The sequence below is a fragment of the Sanguibacter sp. Z1732 genome, from assembly GCF_051020515.1.
GTDB lineage: Bacteria > Actinomycetota > Actinomycetes > Actinomycetales > Beutenbergiaceae > CALKWS01.
The window spans coordinates 1,575,596-1,597,648 of the sequence record NZ_CP194857.1 but is presented as its reverse complement, the minus strand read 5'-3'; the positions used below and the strand labels follow the sequence as shown (position 1 = coordinate 1,597,648).

General features: G+C 69.0%; 19 protein-coding genes, 3 pseudogenes and 1 riboswitch. Of the genes and pseudogenes, 8 read left to right on the top strand and 14 right to left on the bottom strand.

The features are described 5' to 3' along the window. Positions 1-33: 33 nt before the first annotated feature. Positions 34-936 carry an extracellular solute-binding protein gene (locus ACRRRO_RS08520; RefSeq protein WP_434081389.1) on the bottom strand — a complete coding sequence of 301 codons (903 nt, stop codon included), beginning with the start codon at positions 934-936 and terminating at the stop codon, positions 34-36. A gap of 610 nt (positions 937-1,546) precedes the next feature. On the opposite strand from ACRRRO_RS08520, the gene ACRRRO_RS08515 reads away from it, so the two are divergent. Together ACRRRO_RS08515 and ACRRRO_RS08510 are read left to right on the top strand one after the other, a co-directional pair. Next, a complete protein-coding gene (locus ACRRRO_RS08515) occupies positions 1,547-2,647 on the top strand; it encodes a LacI family DNA-binding transcriptional regulator (protein WP_424795455.1) in 1,101 nt (366 codons plus the stop codon). A 117-nt stretch (positions 2,648-2,764) separates the two neighbouring features. Then, entirely contained in the window at positions 2,765-4,627 is a 1,863-nt protein-coding gene (locus tag ACRRRO_RS08510) for a glycoside hydrolase family 2 protein (RefSeq protein ID WP_434081388.1), read from the top strand. Between the two features lie 9 nt (positions 4,628-4,636). Here the strand turns inward: ACRRRO_RS08510 and ACRRRO_RS08505 are convergent, their stop codons facing one another. After that, positions 4,637-5,320, bottom strand: a complete 684-nt coding sequence (locus tag ACRRRO_RS08505) for a hypothetical protein (protein ID WP_434081387.1) — start codon at positions 5,318-5,320, stop codon at positions 4,637-4,639. A 166-nt stretch (positions 5,321-5,486) separates the two neighbouring features. On the opposite strand from ACRRRO_RS08505, the gene ACRRRO_RS08500 reads away from it, so the two are divergent. The 5 genes from ACRRRO_RS08500 to ACRRRO_RS08480 all read left to right on the top strand — a co-directional run bounded on the left by ACRRRO_RS08500 (position 5,487) and on the right by ACRRRO_RS08480 (position 11,001). Continuing rightward, entirely contained in the window at positions 5,487-6,650 is a 1,164-nt protein-coding gene (locus ACRRRO_RS08500; protein WP_424795458.1) for an N-acetyltransferase family protein, read from the top strand. A 115-nt stretch (positions 6,651-6,765) separates the two neighbouring features. Then, positions 6,766-8,196, top strand: coding sequence for a branched-chain amino acid ABC transporter permease (locus tag ACRRRO_RS08495; protein ID WP_424795459.1), 1,431 nt, complete (start codon positions 6,766-6,768; stop codon positions 8,194-8,196). Positions 8,197-8,322: 126 nt separating this feature from the next. Further along, positions 8,323-9,201, top strand: coding sequence for a branched-chain amino acid ABC transporter permease (locus ACRRRO_RS08490; protein ID WP_434081386.1), 879 nt, complete (start codon positions 8,323-8,325; stop codon positions 9,199-9,201). Further along, positions 9,191-10,192 carry an ABC transporter ATP-binding protein gene (locus ACRRRO_RS08485; RefSeq protein WP_434081385.1) on the top strand — a complete coding sequence of 334 codons (1,002 nt, stop codon included), beginning with the start codon at positions 9,191-9,193 and terminating at the stop codon, positions 10,190-10,192. Before ACRRRO_RS08490 ends, ACRRRO_RS08485 begins: the two co-directional genes overlap by 11 nt. Beyond that, entirely contained in the window at positions 10,189-11,001 is an 813-nt protein-coding gene (locus ACRRRO_RS08480; RefSeq protein WP_424795462.1) for an ABC transporter ATP-binding protein, read from the top strand. Before ACRRRO_RS08485 ends, ACRRRO_RS08480 begins: the two co-directional genes overlap by 4 nt. Before the next feature lie 125 nt (positions 11,002-11,126). Here ACRRRO_RS08480 and ACRRRO_RS08475 read toward each other — a convergent pair whose 3' ends face one another. The 5 genes and pseudogenes from ACRRRO_RS08475 to ACRRRO_RS08455 form a co-directional block, all read right to left on the bottom strand. Next, positions 11,127-11,300, bottom strand: coding sequence for a hypothetical protein (locus ACRRRO_RS08475; RefSeq protein WP_434081384.1), 174 nt, complete (start codon positions 11,298-11,300; stop codon positions 11,127-11,129). Beyond that, on the bottom strand, positions 11,218-12,390 hold the full coding sequence (locus tag ACRRRO_RS08470) for an ABC transporter substrate-binding protein (RefSeq protein WP_434081383.1): 1,173 nt from the start codon (positions 12,388-12,390) through the stop codon (positions 11,218-11,220). The genes ACRRRO_RS08475 and ACRRRO_RS08470 overlap by 83 nt, the downstream gene beginning before the upstream one ends. A 189-nt stretch (positions 12,391-12,579) precedes the next feature. Next, a pseudogene (locus ACRRRO_RS08465) lies at positions 12,580-13,625 on the bottom strand (ABC transporter ATP-binding protein). Further along, positions 13,626-15,408: pseudogene (locus tag ACRRRO_RS08460) on the bottom strand (ABC transporter permease). A 178-nt stretch (positions 15,409-15,586) separates the two neighbouring features. After that, positions 15,587-16,741: a thiamine ABC transporter substrate-binding protein gene (locus tag ACRRRO_RS08455; RefSeq protein ID WP_424788708.1), complete on the bottom strand. Its 1,155-nt coding sequence runs from the start codon at positions 16,739-16,741 to the stop codon at positions 15,587-15,589. Positions 16,742-16,788: 47 nt separating this feature from the next. Further along, positions 16,789-16,904, bottom strand: a riboswitch (TPP riboswitch). A gap of 92 nt (positions 16,905-16,996) precedes the next feature. Here ACRRRO_RS08455 and ACRRRO_RS08450 point away from each other — a divergent pair. Beyond that, a complete protein-coding gene (locus ACRRRO_RS08450) occupies positions 16,997-17,239 on the top strand; it encodes a DUF4235 domain-containing protein (protein WP_424788709.1) in 243 nt (80 codons plus the stop codon). Between the two features lie 26 nt (positions 17,240-17,265). Here the strand turns inward: ACRRRO_RS08450 and mnhG are convergent, their stop codons facing one another. The 7 genes and pseudogenes from mnhG to ACRRRO_RS08415 all read right to left on the bottom strand — a co-directional run. Continuing rightward, positions 17,266-17,640: a monovalent cation/H(+) antiporter subunit G gene (gene mnhG, locus ACRRRO_RS08445; RefSeq protein WP_424788710.1), complete on the bottom strand. Its 375-nt coding sequence runs from the start codon at positions 17,638-17,640 to the stop codon at positions 17,266-17,268. After that, a complete protein-coding gene (locus ACRRRO_RS08440) occupies positions 17,637-17,987 on the bottom strand; it encodes a monovalent cation/H+ antiporter complex subunit F (RefSeq protein ID WP_424788711.1) in 351 nt (116 codons plus the stop codon). The genes mnhG and ACRRRO_RS08440 overlap by 4 nt, the downstream gene beginning before the upstream one ends. Next, complete coding sequence (locus ACRRRO_RS08435) at positions 17,984-18,649, bottom strand: Na+/H+ antiporter subunit E (protein ID WP_424795465.1); 666 nt, start codon at positions 18,647-18,649, stop codon at positions 17,984-17,986. Before ACRRRO_RS08435 ends, ACRRRO_RS08440 begins: the two co-directional genes overlap by 4 nt. Then, positions 18,646-20,178 (bottom strand): Na+/H+ antiporter subunit D, encoded by a 1,533-nt coding sequence (locus ACRRRO_RS08430; RefSeq protein WP_424788713.1) that lies wholly within the window; start codon positions 20,176-20,178, stop codon positions 18,646-18,648. Before ACRRRO_RS08430 ends, ACRRRO_RS08435 begins: the two co-directional genes overlap by 4 nt. Then, complete coding sequence (locus ACRRRO_RS08425) at positions 20,175-20,744, bottom strand: Na(+)/H(+) antiporter subunit C (protein WP_424795466.1); 570 nt, start codon at positions 20,742-20,744, stop codon at positions 20,175-20,177. Before ACRRRO_RS08425 ends, ACRRRO_RS08430 begins: the two co-directional genes overlap by 4 nt. After that, positions 20,741-21,652 (bottom strand): hydrogen gas-evolving membrane-bound hydrogenase subunit E, encoded by a 912-nt coding sequence (gene mbhE, locus ACRRRO_RS08420; RefSeq protein ID WP_434081570.1) that lies wholly within the window; start codon positions 21,650-21,652, stop codon positions 20,741-20,743. The genes ACRRRO_RS08425 and mbhE overlap by 4 nt, the downstream gene beginning before the upstream one ends. A 141-nt stretch (positions 21,653-21,793) precedes the next feature. Continuing rightward, a pseudogene (locus tag ACRRRO_RS08415) lies at positions 21,794-21,997 on the bottom strand (hydrogenase subunit MbhD domain-containing protein); the annotation flags it as partial. Positions 21,998-22,053: the final 56 nt, after the last annotated feature.

Sequence of the window (22,053 nt, the reverse complement as noted above, 5' to 3'; positions counted from 1 at the left end):
GAAGTCGTTGTGGAAACCATCGATCCCTCCGGGTCAGGCCGGTGCCGGTGAGGACAGCAGGACGTTCATCTCATCGAGCATGCTCTGCACGCCCTCCTCCGCCGAGATCAGGCCGAGCAGCGCGCGTTGCATCTCCTGACACATTCGGTTCTGGAAGTCCGAACCCGATCCGGTGAACCAGACCGGGGGGTCCAGGAAAATCCACTCGCCGGCCTCGGCGTAGTTGGCCTGCGGGGTCATCTCCTGGTACTCCTGGGACTCCACCACCTCGGTGAGCGTGGGGATGTGCCCGGCGCCGGCCCAGGCCTTGCCCTCGCGCAGGATCGCGGCCAGGACCTCATACGTAGCCCGCCGACGCTCAGGGTCCGGGCTGATCTGGCGCGGCAGCACGTACGCGTGGGAGTCGCCGAAGGCCGCAGGCTGGTCGTAGATGATGGGCAGCGGCACCGCGGAGACATCGGGAACCGCACCGCGCAGGCTGTTCAACTCCCAGTCGCCGGAGATGATGGCGCCGGCCCGCCCGGTGTTGAAGTTGGCGATCGCGCTTCCGTAGTCGCTGTTCGGGGCGGTCACGGTGCCGTCCAACATCGACTGCATGAACTCCAGGATCTCCGTGGCTGCGTCGACATCCAGTTCGGCCGGGCGCCCGGGCGTGAGGTCGTACTCGGCGCCCTTCTGCCCGTACAGTCCCCAGAACAGCCGCCAGGCTTGCGCCCCATCGTTGAGGTAGCCATAGGCGATGCCGGTGTCCCCGGTGACCTCGGCGAGTGCGCGGCCGGCGTCGAGGAACTCCTGGGGCTGGTGATCTCGGTCAGCAGCCCGTCGTCGCCGATCAGTCCGGCCTGCTCGGCAACCGCCGGGTCGTAGAACAGGATCACCGGGTGGGTGTCCAGGGGCAGGGCGTACAACTCCCCCTCGTACAGGGCCCGCTCCCACAGGGCCGGCGGGAAGTCGGCTTCGGTGATGCCCACCTCGGCGAGCATGTCCAGGTCGAACGGTTCCAGCAGCCCGCCGGGGGCGTAGCCGATGAGCCGGGACAAGTGCACGATGGCCGCTTCCGGCGCCCGGCCTCCGGCGGCAGCCATGGCGAGTTTGGTGTAGTAGGGAGGTCCCCAGGCAAGCGTGGTGCGGTCGATCACCGCGTCGGTGACCTCGCCGCGCACGTCATCGAGGATGTGGTCCATCAGTTCCCCGTCGGAGCCGCCGAGCAGGTCCCACACCCGCACCAGCGGGCCTCCGGCCGTGGCGGTGCGCACATTCCCCGAGCAGCCGGCCAAGGTTCCCGCGGCGGCCAGGGCACCGAAACCGAGCGCACCCTGGAGGACCCCGCGCCGCGAGAGTCCCGTGAGTCCGCGACCCGCCGCGGACGGGCGCGGTGGCAACGGTGCGCCGTTGTGCGGCATGGATCTGGTCATCGACGACCTCCTTGAGGCCCGCATCATCACGGGTCACTACAACGTTGCAAGTAGGGTGGCGAGGTTCCCCCGCCGTGTCAAGACCCCGGGGCGCCCGGTGCACCCACGGCCGGGTGCGGCACACTGTGGTGATGTCTCGTGCCGATTCCGCCACGCCCGGGCAGGGGCGCTCCCGCTCCCGTCCCGGGATCAAGGATGTGGCGGCACTGGCGAACGTCTCATGGAAGACGGTCTCCAACGTGGTCAACGAAAGCGCACCAGTGCGTCCGCAGACCCGGGCGCGGGTGGAGGCCGCGATCGCCGAACTGGGCTACCGCCCCACGCTCTCCGGGCGGTACCTGCGCCAGGGACGCAGCCGGATCCTCGGGCTGGCCGTGGCGGACCTGCGCCTGCCCTACTTCTCCGACCTCGCCCACGCCGTGATCGAAGCCGCCGGGAAGCGTGATTACACCGTCCTGATCGAGGAGACCCTCGCCGAGGTCGAACAGGAACGCCACGCTGCCGACGGCTTCGGGGTGCACCTGTTGGACGGCCTGATCTACTCCCCCCAGTCACTGGACCCCGAGGAGATCCGCCGTGCGGGCACCACGCTGCCCACTGTGGTCCTCGGCGAACACGGCCTGGCCGAACTGACCAGGGACCTGGCCCTGGACCGCGTCCTGATCGACAACGTCGCTGCGGCGCGGGAGGCGACCCAGCACCTCCTGGATACCGGTCGGCGAGCGATCGTGTTCCTGGGCGCTGACCCCCACCCCGATCCGGATCCACCCCATGACCAGCGGCGGGGCAGCGCCAGCGGCGCGGGCAGCCTGCGGCGCGATGGCTACCTGGAGGCGATCGGGAACGCCATGACGCCCACGATCCTCCCGACGACGGTCTACTCACGCGCCACCGGCTACGACGGCATCTCGACGTTCTTGGCGAAGTCCGGGACCGACCACCTGGACGCGATCTTCTGCGCCAACGACCAACTGGCGATCGGTGTGATGGCAGCACTGCGCGAGGCCGGGCTGCGCGTGCCCGAGGATGTGGCCGTGCTGGGTTGGGACGGGTCGGAGGAGGGCCGGTTCGCCAACCCGAGCCTGACCAGCGTCACTCCCGATCTCCAGGCACTGTCCGAACTCGCCGTGGACCTCCTGCTCGACCGCATCGAGGGCAGTGCCGGTCCCGGCAAAGTCCACGTGCTGCCGCATCAGATCCACGTCCGGGACAGCACCGCGCCGGCACGCTGACCGCGCACCCCGGCGGCCATGGCTGCGCGTTCCCGTGGGCACGAGTATGCTTTCCGTGCAGCCCTACAACGTTGTACTGCAGTCGTTGTACTGAAGTCGTACCGAAAGGTGCATGCGATGCCCGAGCACACGCCCGACCAGACCCACGACCACACGTCCGCCGTCCCCCGCCCCGAGTACCCCCGCCCGCAGATGGTGCGCTCGGACTGGCTGAACCTGAACGGCACCTGGCAGTTCGAGGTCGATCCCGGCGATTCCGGCCTGGAGCGCGGGCTCGTCGATGCCGAACTCTCCGGCGCGATCACCGTCCCGTTCGCGCCGGAATCCGAACTTTCCGGCGTCGCCAACACCGACTTCATGGAAGCCGTCTGGTACCGGCGCACCGTGACCATCCCGGCGGGCTGGAGCGGGCAGCGGGTGTTGCTGCACTTCGGGGCGGTGGACCACGACGCCACCGTCTGGGTGAACGGCACCCAGGTAGCCCGCCACCGCGGCGGGTTCTCCTCCTTCACCGCCGACCTGCACGGGGTCGCCGAGCCCGGGCAGGAGGCCACCATCGTGGTGCGCGCCCGGGACCGGCGCCATATCCCCCAGGCGCGCGGCAAGCAGGCCACCAAGTACGCCAACTCCGAGTGCCACTACACCCCGCACACCACCGGGATCTGGCAGACCGTCTGGCTCGAGCCGGTCCCCCAGGTGCACCTGCGCCGTCCGCGGATCACCCCGGATGTGGCCGCATCGGCCTTCCGCGTCGTGGCACCGCTCAGCGCCAACCGGCGCGGAATGACCGTGCGCGCCGTCGTCTCCGACGCCGACGGCGAGGTCGTCGCCACTCAGGTACGCGCCGACCTGGACCTGGCCCCCGCCCTGCACCTGCCCGTCCCGCCCGACCGCGTCCGGTTGTGGCAGGTGGGGGAGGGCTTCTGTTACGACGTGCGCCTGGAACTACTGGACGAAGCCGGCACGGTGCTCGATGCCATCGACTCCTACGCGGGCCTGCGTTCGGTCAGCATCGACGGCAACCAGGTTCGGCTCAATGGTGAGGTCGTCTTCCAGCGGCTCGTACTGGACCAGGGCTACTACCCCGACGGGCTGATGACCGCACCCAGCGATGCCGCCCTGGTCGAGGACATCGAGTTGTCCCTGGCCGGCTTCAACGGGGCCCGCCTGCACCAGAAGGTCTTCGAGGAGCGGTTCCTGTACCACGCCGACCGGCGCGGCTACCTGCTCTGGGGCGAGTTCGCCGACTGGGGCTGCTCCGCCCAGGGTCACCGCAGCGACCATCAGCGCCCCGACGCCTCCTACATCACCCAGTGGACCGAGGTGCTCAAGCGCGACTACAACCACCCGGCGATCATCGGGTGGTGCCCGCTGAACGAGACCTGGCAGGTGCTGCACGACGAGATCACCGTGCTCGATGACGTCACTCGCGGGATGTTCCTGGCCACCAAGGCAACCGATCCGACCCGCCCGGTCATCGACGCTTCCGGCTACTCCCACCGGGTGGCCGAGACCGACGTCTACGACTCCCACTCCTACGAGCAGGATCCGGCGGCGTTCGCCGAACAGCAGGCCGGCCTGGCAACCGGCGATCCGTTCGTCAACACCCATGACGGACAAACCATCTCCCTGCCCTACGCCGGCCAGCCCTACTTCGTCAGCGAGTACGGCGGCATCTGGTGGAACCCCGACGAAGCGGCCGAGGCCGACGGCACCGACCGCACCGAGTCCTGGGGGTACGGACAGCGGGTCGCCGATGAGGAGGAGTTCCACGTCCGGTTCGCCGGCCTCACCGATGTGCTGCTGGATGACCCGAACATGTTCGGGTACTGCTACACCCAGCTCACCGACGTGTTCCAGGAGCAGAACGGGATCTACCGATTCGACCGCAGCGTCAAACTAGACGTGGATCGGGTTCGTCGAGTCCAGCAGCGGGTGGCCGCTGCCGAACGAGTCGACGACGACTCCGCCGGCGCGTAGGAGGGCGCCCTACCGCCGGGCCAGCGGGTCGTGGCCCACGCGCAGCCACAGATGCCTGGGGATCAGTTGGATGATGCCCAGGAGCAGATTGAGGTAGAAGTCGATCCGTTCCACCTCCTGGCGGCCACGGACGTACAACAGGATGTCCTGGCCCTCCACCGTGATGTTGTGCCCGACCGCGTCGGGTTGCATGAGGCGGTCCATCATCCGCGGGTGGATGAAGTCGAACGGGAACTGCCCCTCCGGGCCCTGCACCCGCCAGGTGTCGTTGAAGGCCTTGGACTCGAACCGGATGTCCTGCCCGCCGAAGAGCTTGCTGATGGCCGAGCCGAACCCCTCCGGGTTGAGTCGCAACCAGGGCAGGGCCGCAGGAAGGTGCAGGGCCACCACGTGGAAGTGGTGGGTGCTCCTGTTCTTGCCATTGCCGGTGACGTATCGGTAACTGAAGGAGACGGCCTGCTCACCGTGGAACGTCCCGGTGAGCACCTCGTTCGCCTGCCGGGCGCGGCCGGCGTCGAACGGAGGGCTGGTCCAACGGTTCGCCACCTCCCGCGAATGCGGCTGGTATGTCCAGCCGCGGTGCCGGGCGTAGGCCCGGATCCGCTCCTGGCGCTTACGGTTGAGGACATGGGTGACGATCGCGGCGCCGACCGCGACCACGACGACGACGAACAGAATCGGAGCAACCTCCACTGTCCCCACACCCTTCGCTCCAAGGACCGAGCGGCCGCGCCGCCAGCACGCCGGTAGAGCATCGATCATCCCGTTCTCGTGCCGCACAATAGCAAGGCCCGGCACCTGGACCCGGTTCTACGAATTCGCTTGGCACCCGCACCGGCTCAGGAGGATGCTGCGGTGCATGCGCAGGTTCGTGATCACTCCTGCACCGCTGCCGGCCGACGACGGCGCTTCCCCCGAGGGGGCCACCGGTGCCGAATCAGGCGCCGGCGCGGCCGGTGTCCGGGCCGAGCCGCCCTGGCAGATCCGCGGGATCGCCGAACTGGACCGGGACTATCTCGTGGCGGTGCTGGGCAATGACGATCTCGCCGAGGATGGCGAACAGGTGGCGGTGCGCCTGGGTAACCAGCGCGACACCCGCAAGGAGGTGCTGCTAGCCCTGGACCCCGACCTCGGGCAGGATCCGGCCGCGGTGCTCGGAACCGCCTGGCTCGACTATCCGATGACGGACAACACCCACCTGGCCCGTGTCTCGGTCATCGTGCGCACGACCCACCGGCGCCGCGGCATCGGCTCGGCACTGTGGGCCCGGGCGCTGCACCGCATCCGGGGGTCCGGTCGCGCCGTGGTCACCGCCGAGACCTGCCAGGGCACCGAACCTGAAGCCGACTCCCCCGATGCGCTGGTGGCGCCGACCGGGAGCGGCCGGGTGGACGCCCGGGAAGGCGGGGTGCGATTCGCCCGGGAACGGGGCTTCACCCTGGCGCAGGTGGACCGGCACTCCGTGCAGCACCTGCCGTTGCCCGATGGCCTGCTCGCCGGGTTGAACACCGCCGCGAGGGCCGGCGCGGGGGAGGACTACGAACTCGTCTCCTGGACCGGCCCGGTGCCACAGCGCTGGCTGGCGGGGATGGCGGTCCTGCTGCGGGCGATGAGCACGGACGCACCCACCGGTGAGTTGGACTACCAGGAGGAGACCTGGGACGGCGACCGGATCCGGCACGCCGAGCAGGTGCTGTCCGCCTCCGGGATGCGCTCGATCACCACCGCCGCAATGCATGCGCGCACCGGGGAGTTGGCCGGCTACACCGAGATCCATCTCGATGCGCGCAAGCCCCAGGTGGCCTACCAGGAGAACACCGTGGTGCTCACGCCGCACCGCGGACACAGGCTCGGCATGCTGTTGAAGACGGCGAACCTGGACCTGCTCGCCCGCGAAGCCCCGCGGGTGCGCCGGGTGCACACCTGGAACGCCCAGGAGAACGAGCACATGCTCGCCATCAACGTCGCCCTCGGCTACCGCGTCACCTCGATCTGGGGTGCGTGGCAACTGGGAACCAACTGAGCCCGCGCCTGCTTGAGCGGGGCGGGGCGCGGCGCAGATATCAATCTGATCAATTGTCATCTGATGCTCGTCCGGTTGTGGTTGACTTTGCGCGATGCCAAGGAAGGAGTGTGCCGTGCAGCGACGCATCGCCCCCTTGCTGGCGACCCTGTTCCTGTTCCTGGTCATGACTCCCGCGGCCGCGACCGCCGTCGCCCTTCCCGGCGGCGGTCCGGCCCCGATGAGCACCGATGACGGCGATGCCCAGGTGCTCTTCGGCACCATCAACGACCCCGACGGCGACCCGGTCGAGGGTGCGGGCCTGACCCTGGAACAGGCCGGCGAGGAACTGGGCGAGTCGGTCACCGACGGCGAGGGCGCCTGGGAACTGGAGGTGCCCGGCCCGGGCACCTTCGACGTCGTCCTGGACGTGGACACGCTGCCCGCGGACCTGCAGCCCCAGCAGGAGGCCGGTGAGCGCCGCGAGGACATCCTGGTGCGCCCGGGCCGGCTGCAGACCAGGGTGCCGTTCCCGCTGATCGGCGCCGATGAGACCCAGCAGCCGGCGCCGGGCACCGAACCCACCGAGACCGAAACCGACGACGACGCTGCCGTCGATGACGCCGCCACCCCGGAGGAGGACGAGGGCGCGATCGCCACCGAGCAGCCCCGCGGCGCCTCCTTCTCCGCCCGGTTCGCGCAACTGACCGTGGAAGGGATCAAACTCGGCGCGATCATCGCCATCACCGCTGTGGGTCTGTCCCTGGTCTTCGGCACCACGCGCCTGATCAACTTCGCCCACGGCGAGTTCGTCACGCTCGGTGCGGTCACCGCCTTCTTCCTGTCCACCTCCCCGGGGAACGTGCCACTGATCCTGGCTGCGGCGCTGGCGATGGTGGTCGGTGCGCTCCTGGCCGGGGCCCTGGAGAAGACCGTGTGGCTGCCGATGCGACGACGCGGCACCGGACTGATCCAACTCTTCATCATCTCCATCGGCCTGTCCCTACTGCTGCGCTACCTGTTGCTGGTGGTGTTCGGCTCCAGGCGCGGGCAGTACGACACCTACACCGTGCAGACCGCCCTCGAAATCGGGATGGTGCGCATCACCCCACGGGACCTGATCGTGACGTTGCTGGCGTTCGCGATCATGGTCGGGATCGGGATCATGCTGTCCAAGACCCGGATCGGCAAGGCTATGCGTGCGGTCTCGGACAACAAGGACCTGGCCGAGGCCTCCGGGATCAACGTCAGCCGGGTGATCCTGATGGTGTGGGTGCTCGGCGGTGGCCTGGCCGCCTTGGGCGGGGTCTTCTACGGCCTGACCTCGGCGGTGTACTGGGACATGGGCTTCTATCTGTTGCTGCTGATGTTCGCCGGGGTGATCCTCGGTGGCATCGGCAGCGCCTACGGGGCGATGGTCGGAAGCCTGATCATCGGGCTGGTCTCGCAGTGGTCCACGCTCTGGTTCCCGCCGGCGCTGCAGAACTTCTGGGCGCTGCTCGTGCTGATCCTGGTGCTGTTACTGCGCCCGCAGGGGATCTTCGGCAGAGCGGAGCGCGCCGGCTAGGCGCGGGAGGTCGCATATGGAGTTCATGGACATTCTTGCCAACGCACTGCGCGGGGCGATCGGGCCGGAGGCGGCGATCTACGCGCTCGCCGCGGTGGGCTGAACCTGCACTTCGGCTACACCGGGTTGCTGAACTTCGGCCAGGTCGGGTTCATGCTGGTGGGCGCCTACGGCGTGGCGGTCAGCGTGGCTACTTGGGACCTGCCGCTGTGGGTCGGCATCCTGATCGGCATCGGGTGCGCGGTGGTCCTGGCCCTGATCCTGGGCATCCCCACCCTGCGATTACGCGGGGACTATCTGGCCATCACCACGATCGCGGCCGCGGAGGTGCTGCGCTATCTGTACCGCTCATCCTGGGCCGAACCGCTGACCGGCGGGGTGTACGGGCTGAGTCAATTCGCGGGAGACTTCTTCGCGCTGAACCCCTACACCCAGTCGCTGGTGCTGGGCCCGTTCTCCTTCTCCGCGCGCAATCTGTGGGTGATGACGGTGACCTGGGGTCTGGTCGCCTTCTTCTCCCTCCTGGTGTTCCTGCTGATGCGCAGCCCGTGGGGCCGGGTGCTGAAGTCGGTCCGTGAGGACGAGCTCGCCGCCCGCAGCCTGGGCAAGAACGTCTACGCCTACAAGATGCAGAGCCTGGTCCTCGGCGGTGTGCTCGGCGCTCTGGCCGGGGCGATGATGGCGATGCACGGCCAGACCGTGAACCCCGACATCTACATGCCGGCGGTGACCTTCTACCTGTGGGCCATCGTGATCCTGGGCGGTGCCAGCCGCATCATGGGACCGGTCGTGGGCAGCGTCATCTTCTGGTTCCTGCTGACCTTCCTCGACGCGCTGCTGCGCCAGGCAACCACCCAGGGCATCATCCCGTCCTCGATCTTGGCCTCCAGTGACGTCAGCGCGATGAGATTCGTGTTCGTCGGGCTGCTGCTGGTGCTGTTGATGGCCTTCCGGCCGGCCGGGATACTCGGCAACGCAGAGGAGATCCGTCTCAGTGTCCGATAAGCCACGCCCCGAGTCCTCCCCGGTCCCGGACCGGACCGAGGAGGACGTCACCGCGGCGCGCGATCAGATCCTGGACGAGCGGGAGGATCTGGTCGAGCACGAGGAGGCACGGGAGAAGGCCGGGCCCTCCTCCGGGGCCGTAATCGCGGCAAAGGCCCTGGCCGACGTCGCGCCCGAGCCCGGGGTGGCCAAGCCCGACCCGATCCTGGTCGCCACCGGGATGACACGTCACTTCGGCGGCCTCAGAGCCGTCGACGTGGACCACCTCGAGGTGCAGCGCGGCACCATCACCGCCCTGATCGGACCGAACGGTGCCGGTAAGTCCACCTTCTTCAACCTGGTCTCCGGCTTCGACAGACCCTCCGCCGGAAGCTGGACCTTCAACGGACAGTCGCTGCGTGGGCTGCCCGCCTACAAGATCGCCCGCCGCGGCATGGTGCGCACCTTCCAGCTCACCAAGGCCCTGATGCGCCTGACCACGCTGGAGAACGTGATGCTGGGCGCCACCGGCCAGCGTGGCGAGAACATCCTGGCCGCGCAGTTACCGTTCCTGTGGCGCAGTCAGGAGCGGCAGATCGAGGCCCGCGCCGACGACGAGCTGCTGGAGCGCTTCCGGCTCAGCCACATGCGCGATGAGTTCGCCGGCACCATGTCCGGCGGGCAGCGCAAACTGCTGGAGATGGCCCGGGCTCTGATGGTGGATCCGGACCTGATCATGCTCGATGAGCCGATGGCCGGGGTGAACCCGGCACTGACCCAGTCCCTGCTGGGGCACATCCAGAATCTGCGCGATGAGGGCAAGACGATCGTGCTGGTCGAGCACGACATGGACGTCATCATGAGCATCAGCGACTGGATCATCTGTTTCGCCCAGGGCGCGGTGATCGCCGAGGGACGCCCGGCCGACATCAGCACCAACCCTGCGGTGATCGAGGCCTACCTGGGCACCCGCGCCGAGCCGGCCGAGTCCGGCGGGCAGGAGGAGCGATGAGTCAGGAGCGAGACGGCGACGCCGACCCGGCGGGCACGGACCACGGGGCCACCTCGACCGAGCGGAACAGCCCGCCGGACGGCGCCATCCTGCTGGAGAGCCGCAGCCTCGTGGCGGGTTACATCCCGGAGGTGGACATCCTCAACGGCTGCAATGTCCACGTGCGCGAGGGCGAGCTGGTGGGCATCATCGGCCCGAACGGGGCCGGCAAGTCCACCCTGATCAAGGCGATGTTCGGGATCGTGCCGGTGCGCAGCGGCGAGGTCCTGCTGCGCGGCGGGAACATCGTGGGGGTCCCCACTTACCGGCTCGTCGATCGGGGCGTGGGGTACGTGCCCCAGAACAACAACGTGTTCCCCTCCCTGACCATCGAGGAGAACCTCCAGATGGGGCTGTACCTGCGGCCCCGGGAGTACGAGGAGCGGTACCAGGTGGTGACGGACCTGTTCCCGGTGCTGCACGAGCGTCGCCGCCAGCGTGGTGGCTCGCTGTCCGGGGGTGAGCGGCAGGTGGTCGCCATGGGACGGGCCCTGATGACCGACCCGCAGGTACTCCTCCTGGACGAGCCCTCGGCCGGGTTGTCCCCGATCATGCAGGACACTGTCTTCGAGGCTGTGCAGCGGATCAACGCCGCCGGTGTCTCCATCCTGATGGTGGAGCAGAATGCTCAGCGGTGCCTGCAGTTGAGCGACCGGGCCTACGTGCTGGATCAGGGCAGGGACGCCTACACCGGCACCGGACAGCAACTGATGCACGACCCCAAGGTGATCGAGCTGTATCTGGGAACCCTGGGCCGCACCGGCGACTGAGACGGCCCGGACCCACCCACGAGGTCCCTGCAGCCGTCCGGCGGCCCTCGGCGTGCCCGGCCCGGCACACCGGTGGCCCGGACCCACCGCCGTGGGCGGGTCCGGGCCACCGGTACCGGCGCCTGTTACTCCGTCGGAGCGGACTCGACCACCTCGATGGTGGACAGGGTGCCCTCGGAGTCGTAACCGTAGACCTCGATCGAGGCGATGCCGGGCTCACCGGATTCGGTGAAGTCCAGCGGACCGGAGACACCGTTGTAGTTGATCTCCTCCCCGTCTGCGAGCAGGTCGCGGCACATCGGCGAAGGACGAGCAGTCCGTACCGTCGCGGGTGACGTCGATCAGGTGGGGCTGGAAGTCAGCCGGGTTGGTCGAACCGGCGGCCTCGGCGGCCAGCGCGATCACGGTGACGCAGTCGAAGACCTGCGGTGCGAACTGGGTCTCGTCCAGGTCGGCGAATTCCTGCAGGTTGTTCAGGAAGTCGGCGTCCTCCGACGAAGCCGGAGCGGTACCCTTCATCCCGTCCAGGATGCCCGGGTCGTTGGAGTCCACCAGGTTCGGCAACTCGTTGCTGCGCATCCCGTCGGCACCGTAGAACCCGATGTCCTGCGGGGTCAGCCCGCCCTCGATGATGCCCTGGGCGATCTGGGCGCCCTGCTCGAAGGCGATGATCACCACGGCGTCCGGCTCGGCCGAGACCACCGACTGCACCACACCGGTGAACTCGGTGGCGTTGCCGTCGAAGCCCTCGCTGGAGATGACGTTGGCGCCGCCGGCCTCCAGGGCTTCCTGGGTAGCGTTGGCCAGGCCGACGCCGTAGTCATCCTCCAGGTGCACGATCACCACGTCGGTGTGGCCGTCATTGATGACCGTCTCGGCCAGCACCGGGCCCTGCAGGGCGTCGGAGGGCGCGGTCCGGATGTAGAAGCCGCCGTGGTCGTAGTCGGTGAACGTCGGTGCGGTGTTCGACCCGGAGCACTGCACCACCTCGTCGCTGGTGATCCGGTCGATGATCGCCAAGGACATACCCGAGGCCGCGGCACCGATGACCGCGTGCGCACCGTCGGCGAGGACGCGGTCCGCGGACTGGCTGGCGATGGCCTGGTCCCCGCCCTCGTCACCGGCGATCGCGTCGGGCAGTTCCGTGCCGAGGACGCCGCCGGCGTCGTTGATCTCCTGGATCGCGAACCCGGTCGCGGCGATCTGCGGTGGTCCGAGGAACGCCAACGGCCCGGTCTCGGGCAGCACGTAGCCGAACTGCAGCGGTTCGCCATCGGCCCCATCGCCGTTACCGGCGTCCCCGTTTCCGTTCCCATTCCCGTTACAGGCCGCGGCCAGCAGCAGCACGGCCGCGACCGGTGCGAGTGCCCTCTTCGTGGAGCGCTTCATAGTTTCTCCCGAACATGTCAGGGCGCGACCCTCGCACCCGAGTGCATCATGGTGACACAGTGACGTGGAGCACATGGGGCTAATCCGTGCGATGAGACCAACCTGTGACGTGATTGAGACGATTCTGATCGCTTTGCGGTCCCGGCCGGGTCGATCGGTGGCGGGGCGGGCGTGGTCTCGGCCGCGTACTCAGAACCGGATGATGCCGCCGGGGTCCACCCACACGGTGACCGGCACCCCCGGTTCGAGGGGCACGATGCCCTCGGCGACGGCCCGCTGCGGGCCCCAGTCAGGTATCTGCACCACAGCGGTGGTGCGACCGCGGGCGAAGCCCACGCTGACCACCTCGCCGCGGAGGCGGACATCGTCGGCATCGCGCAGGCTCGTCCCGGGTCCGGGCCCGGACCTGGTACCGGTGCCGCCGGTCTCCTCCGCAGTCTCCCCGTCCTCGCCCGACTCCAGGCGCAGCGCCTGGGGCGAGAGGCCGAACCTGGCGCCGTCGGCGGCGGTGACGAGCCGGTACCCCAGGAACTCCGCGACCTGCGCACCGGCCGGAGCCGCCCACAACTCCTCGGGGGTACCGACCTGCACGATCCGCCCCTCCATCATCACCGCCACCCGGTCGGCCACGGTGAACGCCTCGTCGTGGTCGTGGGTGACGTACAGGGCGGTCGTACCGGCCCGGCGGAGGATGTGGTGCAGGTCCGCGGCGAGCCGTTCCCGCAGCGCCCGGTCCAGCGCCGAGAGCGGTTCATCGAGCAGCAGCAACCGGGGCTTCGGGGCCAGGGAGCGGGCCAACGAGACCCGCTGGGCCTGCCCGCCGGACAGGCTCGCCACCGCCCGGTCCTGGTAACCCGGTAGGCCGACCAGGTCGAGCAGGTCGCGTACCCGCTGCGCCCGTTGCGTCCGGGCATCCGCTCCATCTGCAGACCGAAGGCGATGTTGCCGGCCACGTCCCGGTGGGCGAAGAGCTGTCCGTCCTGGAACATCAACCCGAACCCGCGCCGATGCACCGGCACGTCGCTCAGGTCCGCCCCCTCCCAGCACACCCGGCCGCGATCGAGTGGCTCCAGGCCGGCCACCGCACGCAACAGCGAGGACTTGCCACAGCCGGAGGGCCCCAGCAGGGCGACCACCTCCGCCGGCGCCACCTGCAGGCTCACCCGGTCCACCGCCGTCGTCCGCGGTTCCCGGACGCCGTAGCGGACCACGGCGTCATCGATGGTCAGGGACATCTAGAACTCACCCGTCCGTTCCGACCGCAACCGTTCGGCCACTCCCATGATGGTGGCGGTCAGCAACGCCAGCAGGACCGACGCGGCCAGGGCCATCCCGTAGTTCTCCGCACCGGGGCGCCCGATCAGCCGGAAGATGACCACCGGCAGGGTGGGTGCGTCGGGGCGGGCCAGAAGAAGGCGGTGGCGCCGAACTCCCCGAGGGAGACGGCGAACGCGAATCCGATCGCCAGCCCGAGCGACCGCACCAGGAAGGGCCCGTCGACGTGGGCGAGCACCCGGCCCGGAGAGGCGCCCAGCACCGCGGCGCTCTCGCGCTGTCGCGGGTCGATCGCCCGCAGCACCGGCAGCACCGTGCGCACCACCAGCGGAATCGCTACCACCGCCTGGGCGATCGGAATCAGGATCATCGACGTGCGCAGGTCCAGCGGCGGCCGGTTCAAGGTAATCAGGAACCCGAACCCGACCGTCACCGCCGACACCCCCCCAGGGGGAGCATGAAGAGGGTGTCCAGTCCCCAGACCGCACGGCGAGCGTGCACGTTGCGCGGCCGGCGCGAGACCACCAGCGCCACCAGTGCGCCCACCACCACCGCGATCACGGTGGCATCCACAGCCACCCGCAGGGAGTTCGCGGCCGCGTCCCACACCGTCACGGTGAGCGCGTTCGGTCCGCCGGTGCTGCCCAGGGCCACGTAGTTGTCCAGCCCCCACGTACCCGACGGCGTGCGCAGCGAGCGCACCACCAGCGCAGCCAGGGGCAGCGCGAGCAGGCCCACGATCACCACGGCGGTCACCGCGGCCACCGGCAGATCCGGCCCCGGGCGGCCCCAGCGGGCGGCGAACCGGCCTCGACTTCGAGCCGTTTGGCCGAGACCGACGGTGCGGACACTCGACTTCGCCCGTAACCCTCGCTCTCGACGCCGCGGCACGGGCTGCCACAACCGCAGCCGGCGTGCCTGGTGCTGGGCGCCGTGTAGTTTCAGGGCCGCCTCCCGCCGGGCCCGGGCACGGGAGAAGGTGATGAGCGCGGCGGTCACCACCGAGAGTTGCAGCACCGAGAGCACCGCGGCGGTGCGCAGGTCGAGGAACTGGGTGGTCTGGATCCAGATCTCGGTCTCGATGGTGCCGAACCGGATCCCGCCCAGCACCAGCACCACACCGAACGCAGTGGAACAGAACAGGAACACCACCGAGGCGGCGGAGGTGATTGCCGGGGTCAGCGCCGACATTGTCACAGACCAGAAGGCGCGCGCAGGGGAGGCGCCCAGCGCCCGGGCGCTCTGCTCGGTGCGCGGGTCCAGACGCTCCCAGAACCCGCCCACGGTCCGCACCACGATCGCGTAGTTGAAGAACACCAGCGCCAGCACGATCGCGGTGAAGGTGCGATCCAGGCCCAGGAATCCCAGCGGCCCGTCAGCGGCCAGCAAGGCCCGGAACGCCACCCCCACCACCACGGTGGGTAGCACGAACGGGATCGTGATCAATGCCCGCAGGATCCGCTGGCCGCGGAACGTGCGCCGGTACAGCACATAGGCACCGGGAACGCCCAGCAGCACCGAGAAGACGGTGCCGAGCACCCCCAGCGCGATCGTGAGGAAGAGGATCCGCCAGGTGCGCGGGCGGGCGAACACCTCGGTGAAGCCGCTGAGGTCCCACGCCCCGTCCGGCACGAAACCGCGCAACACCAAGGTGGTCACCGGCCAGGCGAAGAAGATGGCCAGGAACACCAGCGGCACGGCGGCCGCGAGCACCCAGACCCAACCTCGCAGCCACCGTGCCATGCTCAGGACCCGTCCTGCCCGGCGGCCCGCGACCGACAGGTTGACGTGGTGCGCAGACCCGCCCGGGCGGCAGCGCAACGCCCGGCCACGCAGACCCGGACAGGACCGGGCCGTGCCGGGCTGGGCCGGGTCAGGCTGGGCCGTCCCGGGCTGGGCCGGGCGGTGCTGGCTCCCATCCTCAGCCGATCACGATGTCGGTCCAAGCCTGGATCCAGTCCTGACGGTTCTCATCGATCTCGGCCGGGTCCACCGTCAACGGTTCCTCGGCGAGGGGGGCCCATCGGGTCCACTCCTGCGGGAGTTCCAGGTCGTGGTTGACCGGGTACATGTACATCTGGCCGGGAATGTCGGCCTGGACGGCGTCGCTGAGCAGGAAGTCGATGAACGCCTCGGCGCCCTCGGGGTTGTCCGCCCCGGCCAGCACCCCGGCGTACTCCACCTGACGGAAGCATGAGGTGAGCATCGCCGTCGTCGTCGGGTCCTCCCCGTCCGGTCCGACCTCGAAGGCCGGCGACGTGGAGTAGGACAACGCCACCGGGCGCGGGCCCTGCCCGACCGAGCCGGAGAACTCCTCGGAGTAGGCGGTGGACCAGGAGTCGACGACGAGCAGGCCGTTGTCGGCCAGGTCCTGCCAGTACTGCGTCCAGCCGTCCCCGAACTCGGCGACCGTTGCCAACAGGAACGCCAGGCCGGGTGAGGACGTGGCCGGGTTGGTCACCACCACGTGGTCGGCGTAGTCGGGCCCGGTCAGGTCGGCCAGGTCGGACGGCTCGGCGACTCCGGCCTCGGAGTACCAGGCGGTGTCGATGTTCAGACACACATCGCCCACGTCGATCGGTGTGAGTTCGTCTCCGCCGTCGATCAGGTAGTCCTCGGCGGCCGGGGGCAGCGCAGCGGAGGTGTAGGGGCTGAAGACGTCCTCGGCGATGCCGCGGGAGGCGAAGGAGTTGTCGATGCCGTAGGCGACGTCGCCCAGGGGCGCGTCCTTGGTCAGGATCAGCTGGTTCACCAGGGCTCCCCCGTCACCGGGTGCGCTGAAGGACAGCGTGTAGCCGGAGTCGGACTCGAACTGGCTGATCAGATCCTCCGAGACGTGGAACGAGTCGTGCGTGACCACCTGGACCGTGCCTTCGCCGCCGGTGGTCTCGCCCTCCCCTACTGCGGTGGAGTCCGCGTCGTCGTCAGTGGGGGTGTCGGGGTTGTCGTTCCCGGCGCCCACCGTGCAGCCGGCCACGGCCAGTGCCAGGGCGGTGAACGCGGCAAGGTGTCCGATCCGCCCGGGGTCCGGGCCGACCCGCCCGGGCCGGCGGCGAGACATGGTGTGGTGATTCATTCTTCCTCCTCAGCGTGATGTGAGAAGGGGTCCGCGGCGCGACGCCACGGGAGAGATGCTCGACTCCCTTCGCCGGTGCTAACCGGAGCAGGTTCGAGGGTCTGCGGGTGGCCGCACTCTCAGCGCCGCACCTGACTCGGCCGACGCTCCCCTGTCGCACCCACGAGGCTACACCCCGTCGGCCGGTGCGGCCGACGGGCGCGCGAGGATCGTGGACGGCTACGCTGGGTGCAGTCGTCGTAAAGGAGATCTGCCATGGAGCGAGTCGTCACCGCCGTTGCCACCATCGTCGCCGGCCTCGTCGCGAACAAGGTCCTCGGGACCGCCTGGAAGAGCGTCACCGGTCATGAGCCACCAACCGACGACAAGGACGGAAGCATGCCCATCGCTGAGATCGTGCTCTTCGCGGCGATCTCCAGCGCGCTGGTGGCGTTGGTCCGCGCCTACGCCAGCCGCGGCGCCCACAAGTGGCTGTCCAGCGGCGACGTCGCTCGTTGACCAGCGCGAGGCCGGCACCGGCACGTTCAGGCCTGGGTGTCCTCGATCTCGGCGCGCGCGGCCTCCAGGTCCTCGGTGAGTTCATCGACTCCGAGCAGGTCTGAACGCACCTTGTCGGTGCGGTACCCTGCGCGGCCCACCATGTGCGCGGCGATCGGAGCGGTCACCAGTTGGAAGATGATCACCGGGAGCACCTTCCAACCCACTTGCCAGGATCCCAGCGTCAGGGCCAGCCCGTTCATCATCAGGATGATGCCGAGCACCTGAGGTTTGGTGGCTGCGTGCAACCGTGACAGCAGGTCCGGGAACCGGACCATCCCGATCGCTGCGACCATCACGAGCGCGCTGCCGGTGATGAAGAAGGCAGAGGCGACGATCTCGCGCAGCAGTTCCGAGTTCATCGCTCGTCCTCCTCGGCATCGTCATCCAGCGCATGCCTTGCCTCGAGCCGTTGGAGTTCCTCTTCGCTGAGGATCCGGCCCTCATCCTCCGGCTCTGCGGCCGCGAACCGCGCCAGGGTCACCGCCGCCACGAACCCGACGATTGCCATCACCGTCAGCAACGGCACCAGGTCCACCCGTCCGGTCGTGGCCGACCACAGGGCCACGGTGCCGATCAGGGCCGCGATCACCACATCAAGGCCCACGATCCGGTCCAGCATGCTCGGGCCGCGCTCCACGCGGAAGAGCGCCACCAGGACCGCTCCGACGACCAGGATCCCGCAGATCCACAACACCGGCGCACTCATCGGTCCACCTCCCCAGCGTTGCCATCGGAGGCCCCCGCAGCGCGCCCGGCAGGGCCGGGATCCAGCGCTGCCCGGTCCGGCCCACCCCACCAGCGCCGGCGCGGCAATCCGGCACGGGCCAGGTCTTCCTGGTTGGCCAGGGCGTACAACAGGCGCCGCTCCTGGAGGAGTACCTGCCGGCGGAAGGTCTCGACACCCCCGCTGGTGGGCAGATCGAGCACGTGCACGTAGAGGGTGCCGGTGAGCCGATGCGCCTCCACGATGATCGAACCGGGAACCAGTGAGGTGAAGACCCCGGTCAGGGTGAGGATCAGGTCGGACTCCGAACGCAGCCGGATGCGGATGACGCCGCCCTCGGGGCCCCGGCGCGGGTGCAGCGCCATCTTCGACACCTCCACCGAGGCGAGCAGCACATCGACGATGAAGCGGGCGATCAGCCACACCGCCCCGGGAATACTCACCCGGCCGGCGTATCCGACCGCGGGCATCGGTGTCAACAGCACCAGCAGCACCGCGACGCCGAACCCGGCCAGCACGTTGGCCAGGGTCGGGTCACCCCACAACAGCACCCACAGCGCGGTCATCCACAGCAGCATCGGCCATCGGTTCAGCCAAGCGCTCAGGCCGGTCGGAGCGGACGGGTGGGCAGGCTGGGTTCTCATTCGGGCTCCACCTGGTGGGAGATGCCCTCGCCACGTTCGCCGTCGGGCAGCACCGCCGAGACGTAGGGCGACTGGGCACGCAGGTCCCGCGCGGCCGCGTCGGTGTAGGCGTACAACGGACCGGCGACGACGGCGAGCAGCACTCCGATCGAGGCGATGACCGCTGCGGGGGCGAACATGCTGCGAGGTACGTCGGTCTCTGGCAGAGGCTGGGGGGCCGTCTGCCAGAACGCCTTGTTCCACGCCTTCACCACCGCGTACAGGGTGAGCAGTGACGTCACGAGGCTCGCGCCCACCGCGACATACGCCAGGGACGAATCGTGCTGGATGCCGGCCTGCACCAGACCCACTTTGCCCAGGAACCCTGACATGGGCGGGATTCCACCGAGGTTCATCGCTGGGATGAAGAACAAGATCGCCAGCGCCGGTGCGGCCTTGGTCAGGCTGCCGAGGCGCTCCAACGAGGTGCTGCCACCCCTGCGCTCGATCAGCCCTGCCACGAGGAACAATGCCGTCTGCACGGTGATGTGGTGGGTCACGTAGAAGATCGATGCGGACAGGCCGAGTTGATTCGCGAGGGCGATTCCGAACACCATGTAGCCGATGTGGCTGACCAGGGTGAAGGACAGCAGTCGCTTGATGTCGTCCTGGGCCACGGCGCCGAGGATGGCCACCACCATGGTGACGATCGCGGCCACGATCAGGATCGTGTCCATCCGCCCGTCGGTGAACAGCAGCGTCTGGGTACGGATGATGGCATACACGCCGACCTTGGTGAGCAGCCCGGCGAAGACCGCGGTGACCGGTGCCGGGGCTGTGGGATAGGAGTCGGGTAGCCACATCGACAGCGGGAAGACCGCCGCCTTGATGCCGAAGGCCAGTAACAACAGGATCTGCAGCACCAGGGAGACATTCGGATCGATCTCCGCCAGGCGCACGTTCAACTGCGCCAGGTTCAACGTGCCGGTGGCCGCGTAGATCATCGCGATGGCGATGAGGAACAGCATCGAGGACAGCAGCGACACGATCACGTAGATCGACCCGGCCCGCATCCGCGAGCCCGTGCCACCCAGGGTGAGCAGCACGTAACTCGCCGCGAGCAACATCTCGAACCCGACGAACAGGTTGAACAGGTCCCCGGTGAGGAAGGCGTTGGACACACCGGCGGCCAGCACCAGGTAGGTGGGGTGATAGATCGCCACCGGGGCGCCCTCATCGCCGTCGGCGAGACCCTGGGCCACGGAGTACAGCAACACCCCTAGCAGCACTACTGCGGAGACCACCAGCATCAGCGCGGAGAGCCGGTCGGCCACCAGCACGATGCCCACCGGGGCGCTCCAGTTGCCGAGGTTGACCACCTGGGGTCCCTGGGCGTGGGTGATCGCCACCAACGCGATCGCGATCCCCAGGACCACGGTCAAGGTGGTGACCGAGGCCGCCAACTGTGCTTTGGGACGGCGTGCCATGGCCAGGGCGAAGCCGGCAGCGAACAGGGGCAGGATCACCGGCATCGGTAATAGCCAGTTCATGTGGCGCCCCCCTTCGAGTCGGGGGCGCCGGGGACTGCTCCACCCGGGCCCTCGGCTGACGAGTCGTCGGCGCTCACGTTCGGGGTGGACGGGGACGGCTGTTCCTCGATCCCCGGTTCCTCGGTCTCGTCACGGGCCTCGGCGGCCTCGACAGCCAGGCTCACCCCGAGGTCGTCGTCGCGGGTGTCCAGTTCACCGCGTTCCAGGCGCTGAGCCAGTCGGCGGTCCTCCAGGTCGTCCTGCACCTCGTCGTGGCCGTGCAACTGCCACGTGCGATAGGCCATGGCCAGCACGAACGCGGTCAGCCCCAGGTTGATCACGATCGCGGTCAGCACCATCGCCTGCGGCAGCGGATCGGCCATCTCCTCCTGTGGCCCGGACCCGAGCAGCGGAGGGCTCGCGGCGGCACCGCCGGCGAGCAAGAACATCAGGTTCACTCCGTTGCCGATGAGGTAGATGCCGACCAGCACCCTGGTCAGGCTCCGCTCGAGCAGCAGGTACACCCCGGCACCGAACTGCACGCCGACCGCGATCACCAGGGCCAGGCTCGGACTCGCTTCGATCATCCGCCCGCACCCCCTACGCCGGCTCTCAGGTCGTCCAGCACGTCGGCGTCACCGACCGCAGACCGGGGGGAGTCGTGCGCGACGTCGGGGGCGGCCCGCCCTTCGGCCTCACCCTGACGGTCCACTTCGGCACCCAGGGTCCGCAGGATGTCCAGGACGAGTCCGATGACGATCAGGTAGACCCCGATATCGAACGCCAGGGTGGTGAGCAGGTGGATCTCGCCGAGGATGCCGAGGTCGAGGTCCAGCCGGAAGGACTGCAGCGCCTGACCGCCGAAGAACAGCGGGGCGATGCCGGTGCCGGTGGCCACCAATAGCCCGCCGCCGAGCAGCCCACCCGGCTGCAGCGGCAGCGCCTCACCCAGTTCGTAGCGGCCCCCGGCCAGGTACCGCACGATCAGCGCCACCCCGGCGATCATCCCGGCGATGAACCCGCCGCCCGGGGCGTTGTGTCCCGCGAACAGCAGCCACACCGACAGCACCAACATGGTGTGGAACAGCATCCGAGTGATCACTTCGAACATCACCGAGCGTCGATACGGTGCCAGGGTGACACCACCGGGCAGCCACGGCTGACCCCGCCGGCCGGCGATCGGTGTGCCGGGTTCTCCCAGTCGTTGCATCGCCGGGTCCGGGGTCAGGCCCCTGCTCCAGGTGCGGGGACGCTCGGGGTCGTAGTCGCTGACGCGCTCCACACTGCGCTGCCGGTGCCGCAGGAACACCAGGGAGGCCACCCCGGTGGCGGCGACCAGCAGCACCGCGACCTCACCCATGGTGTCCCAAGCGCGCATGTCCACCAGGGTCACGTTGACGATGTTGCTGCCCCAACCGAACTGGTAACCCTCGGTGAGGAGGTCCTGGGAGATCTGCTCGTGGATCCGGGTGCCGGGGATGGTCAGCGCGAGCATGGACATCAGCACACCGGCACCGATGGCGATAACGGCTCGCCACCATCGGCTGGCCACGAGGGGCCGGTTGGAGAAGTAGGCCGGCAGACGGCGCAGCACGAGCAGGAACACCACGATCGTGACGGTCTCCACCAGCGCCTGGGTCAGCGCCAGGTCCGGGGAGCCGTGCAGGGCGAAGAGCAGCACCACACCGTAACCGGCCACCCCCATCAGCACCACGGCCTTGATCCGGCGCCGGGCGCGGGTGACCAGCAGCGCCGAGATCACGATCACCGCAGCGATCGCGCCGGAGACCGGGGAGTCCCACAACCTGACCTCCCCCGGGGTGACCCCGCCGGTGAACATCGCCGTGGTCACCAACGCCATCCCGACCAGCAGGATCACGCCCAGGTAGACCGGCA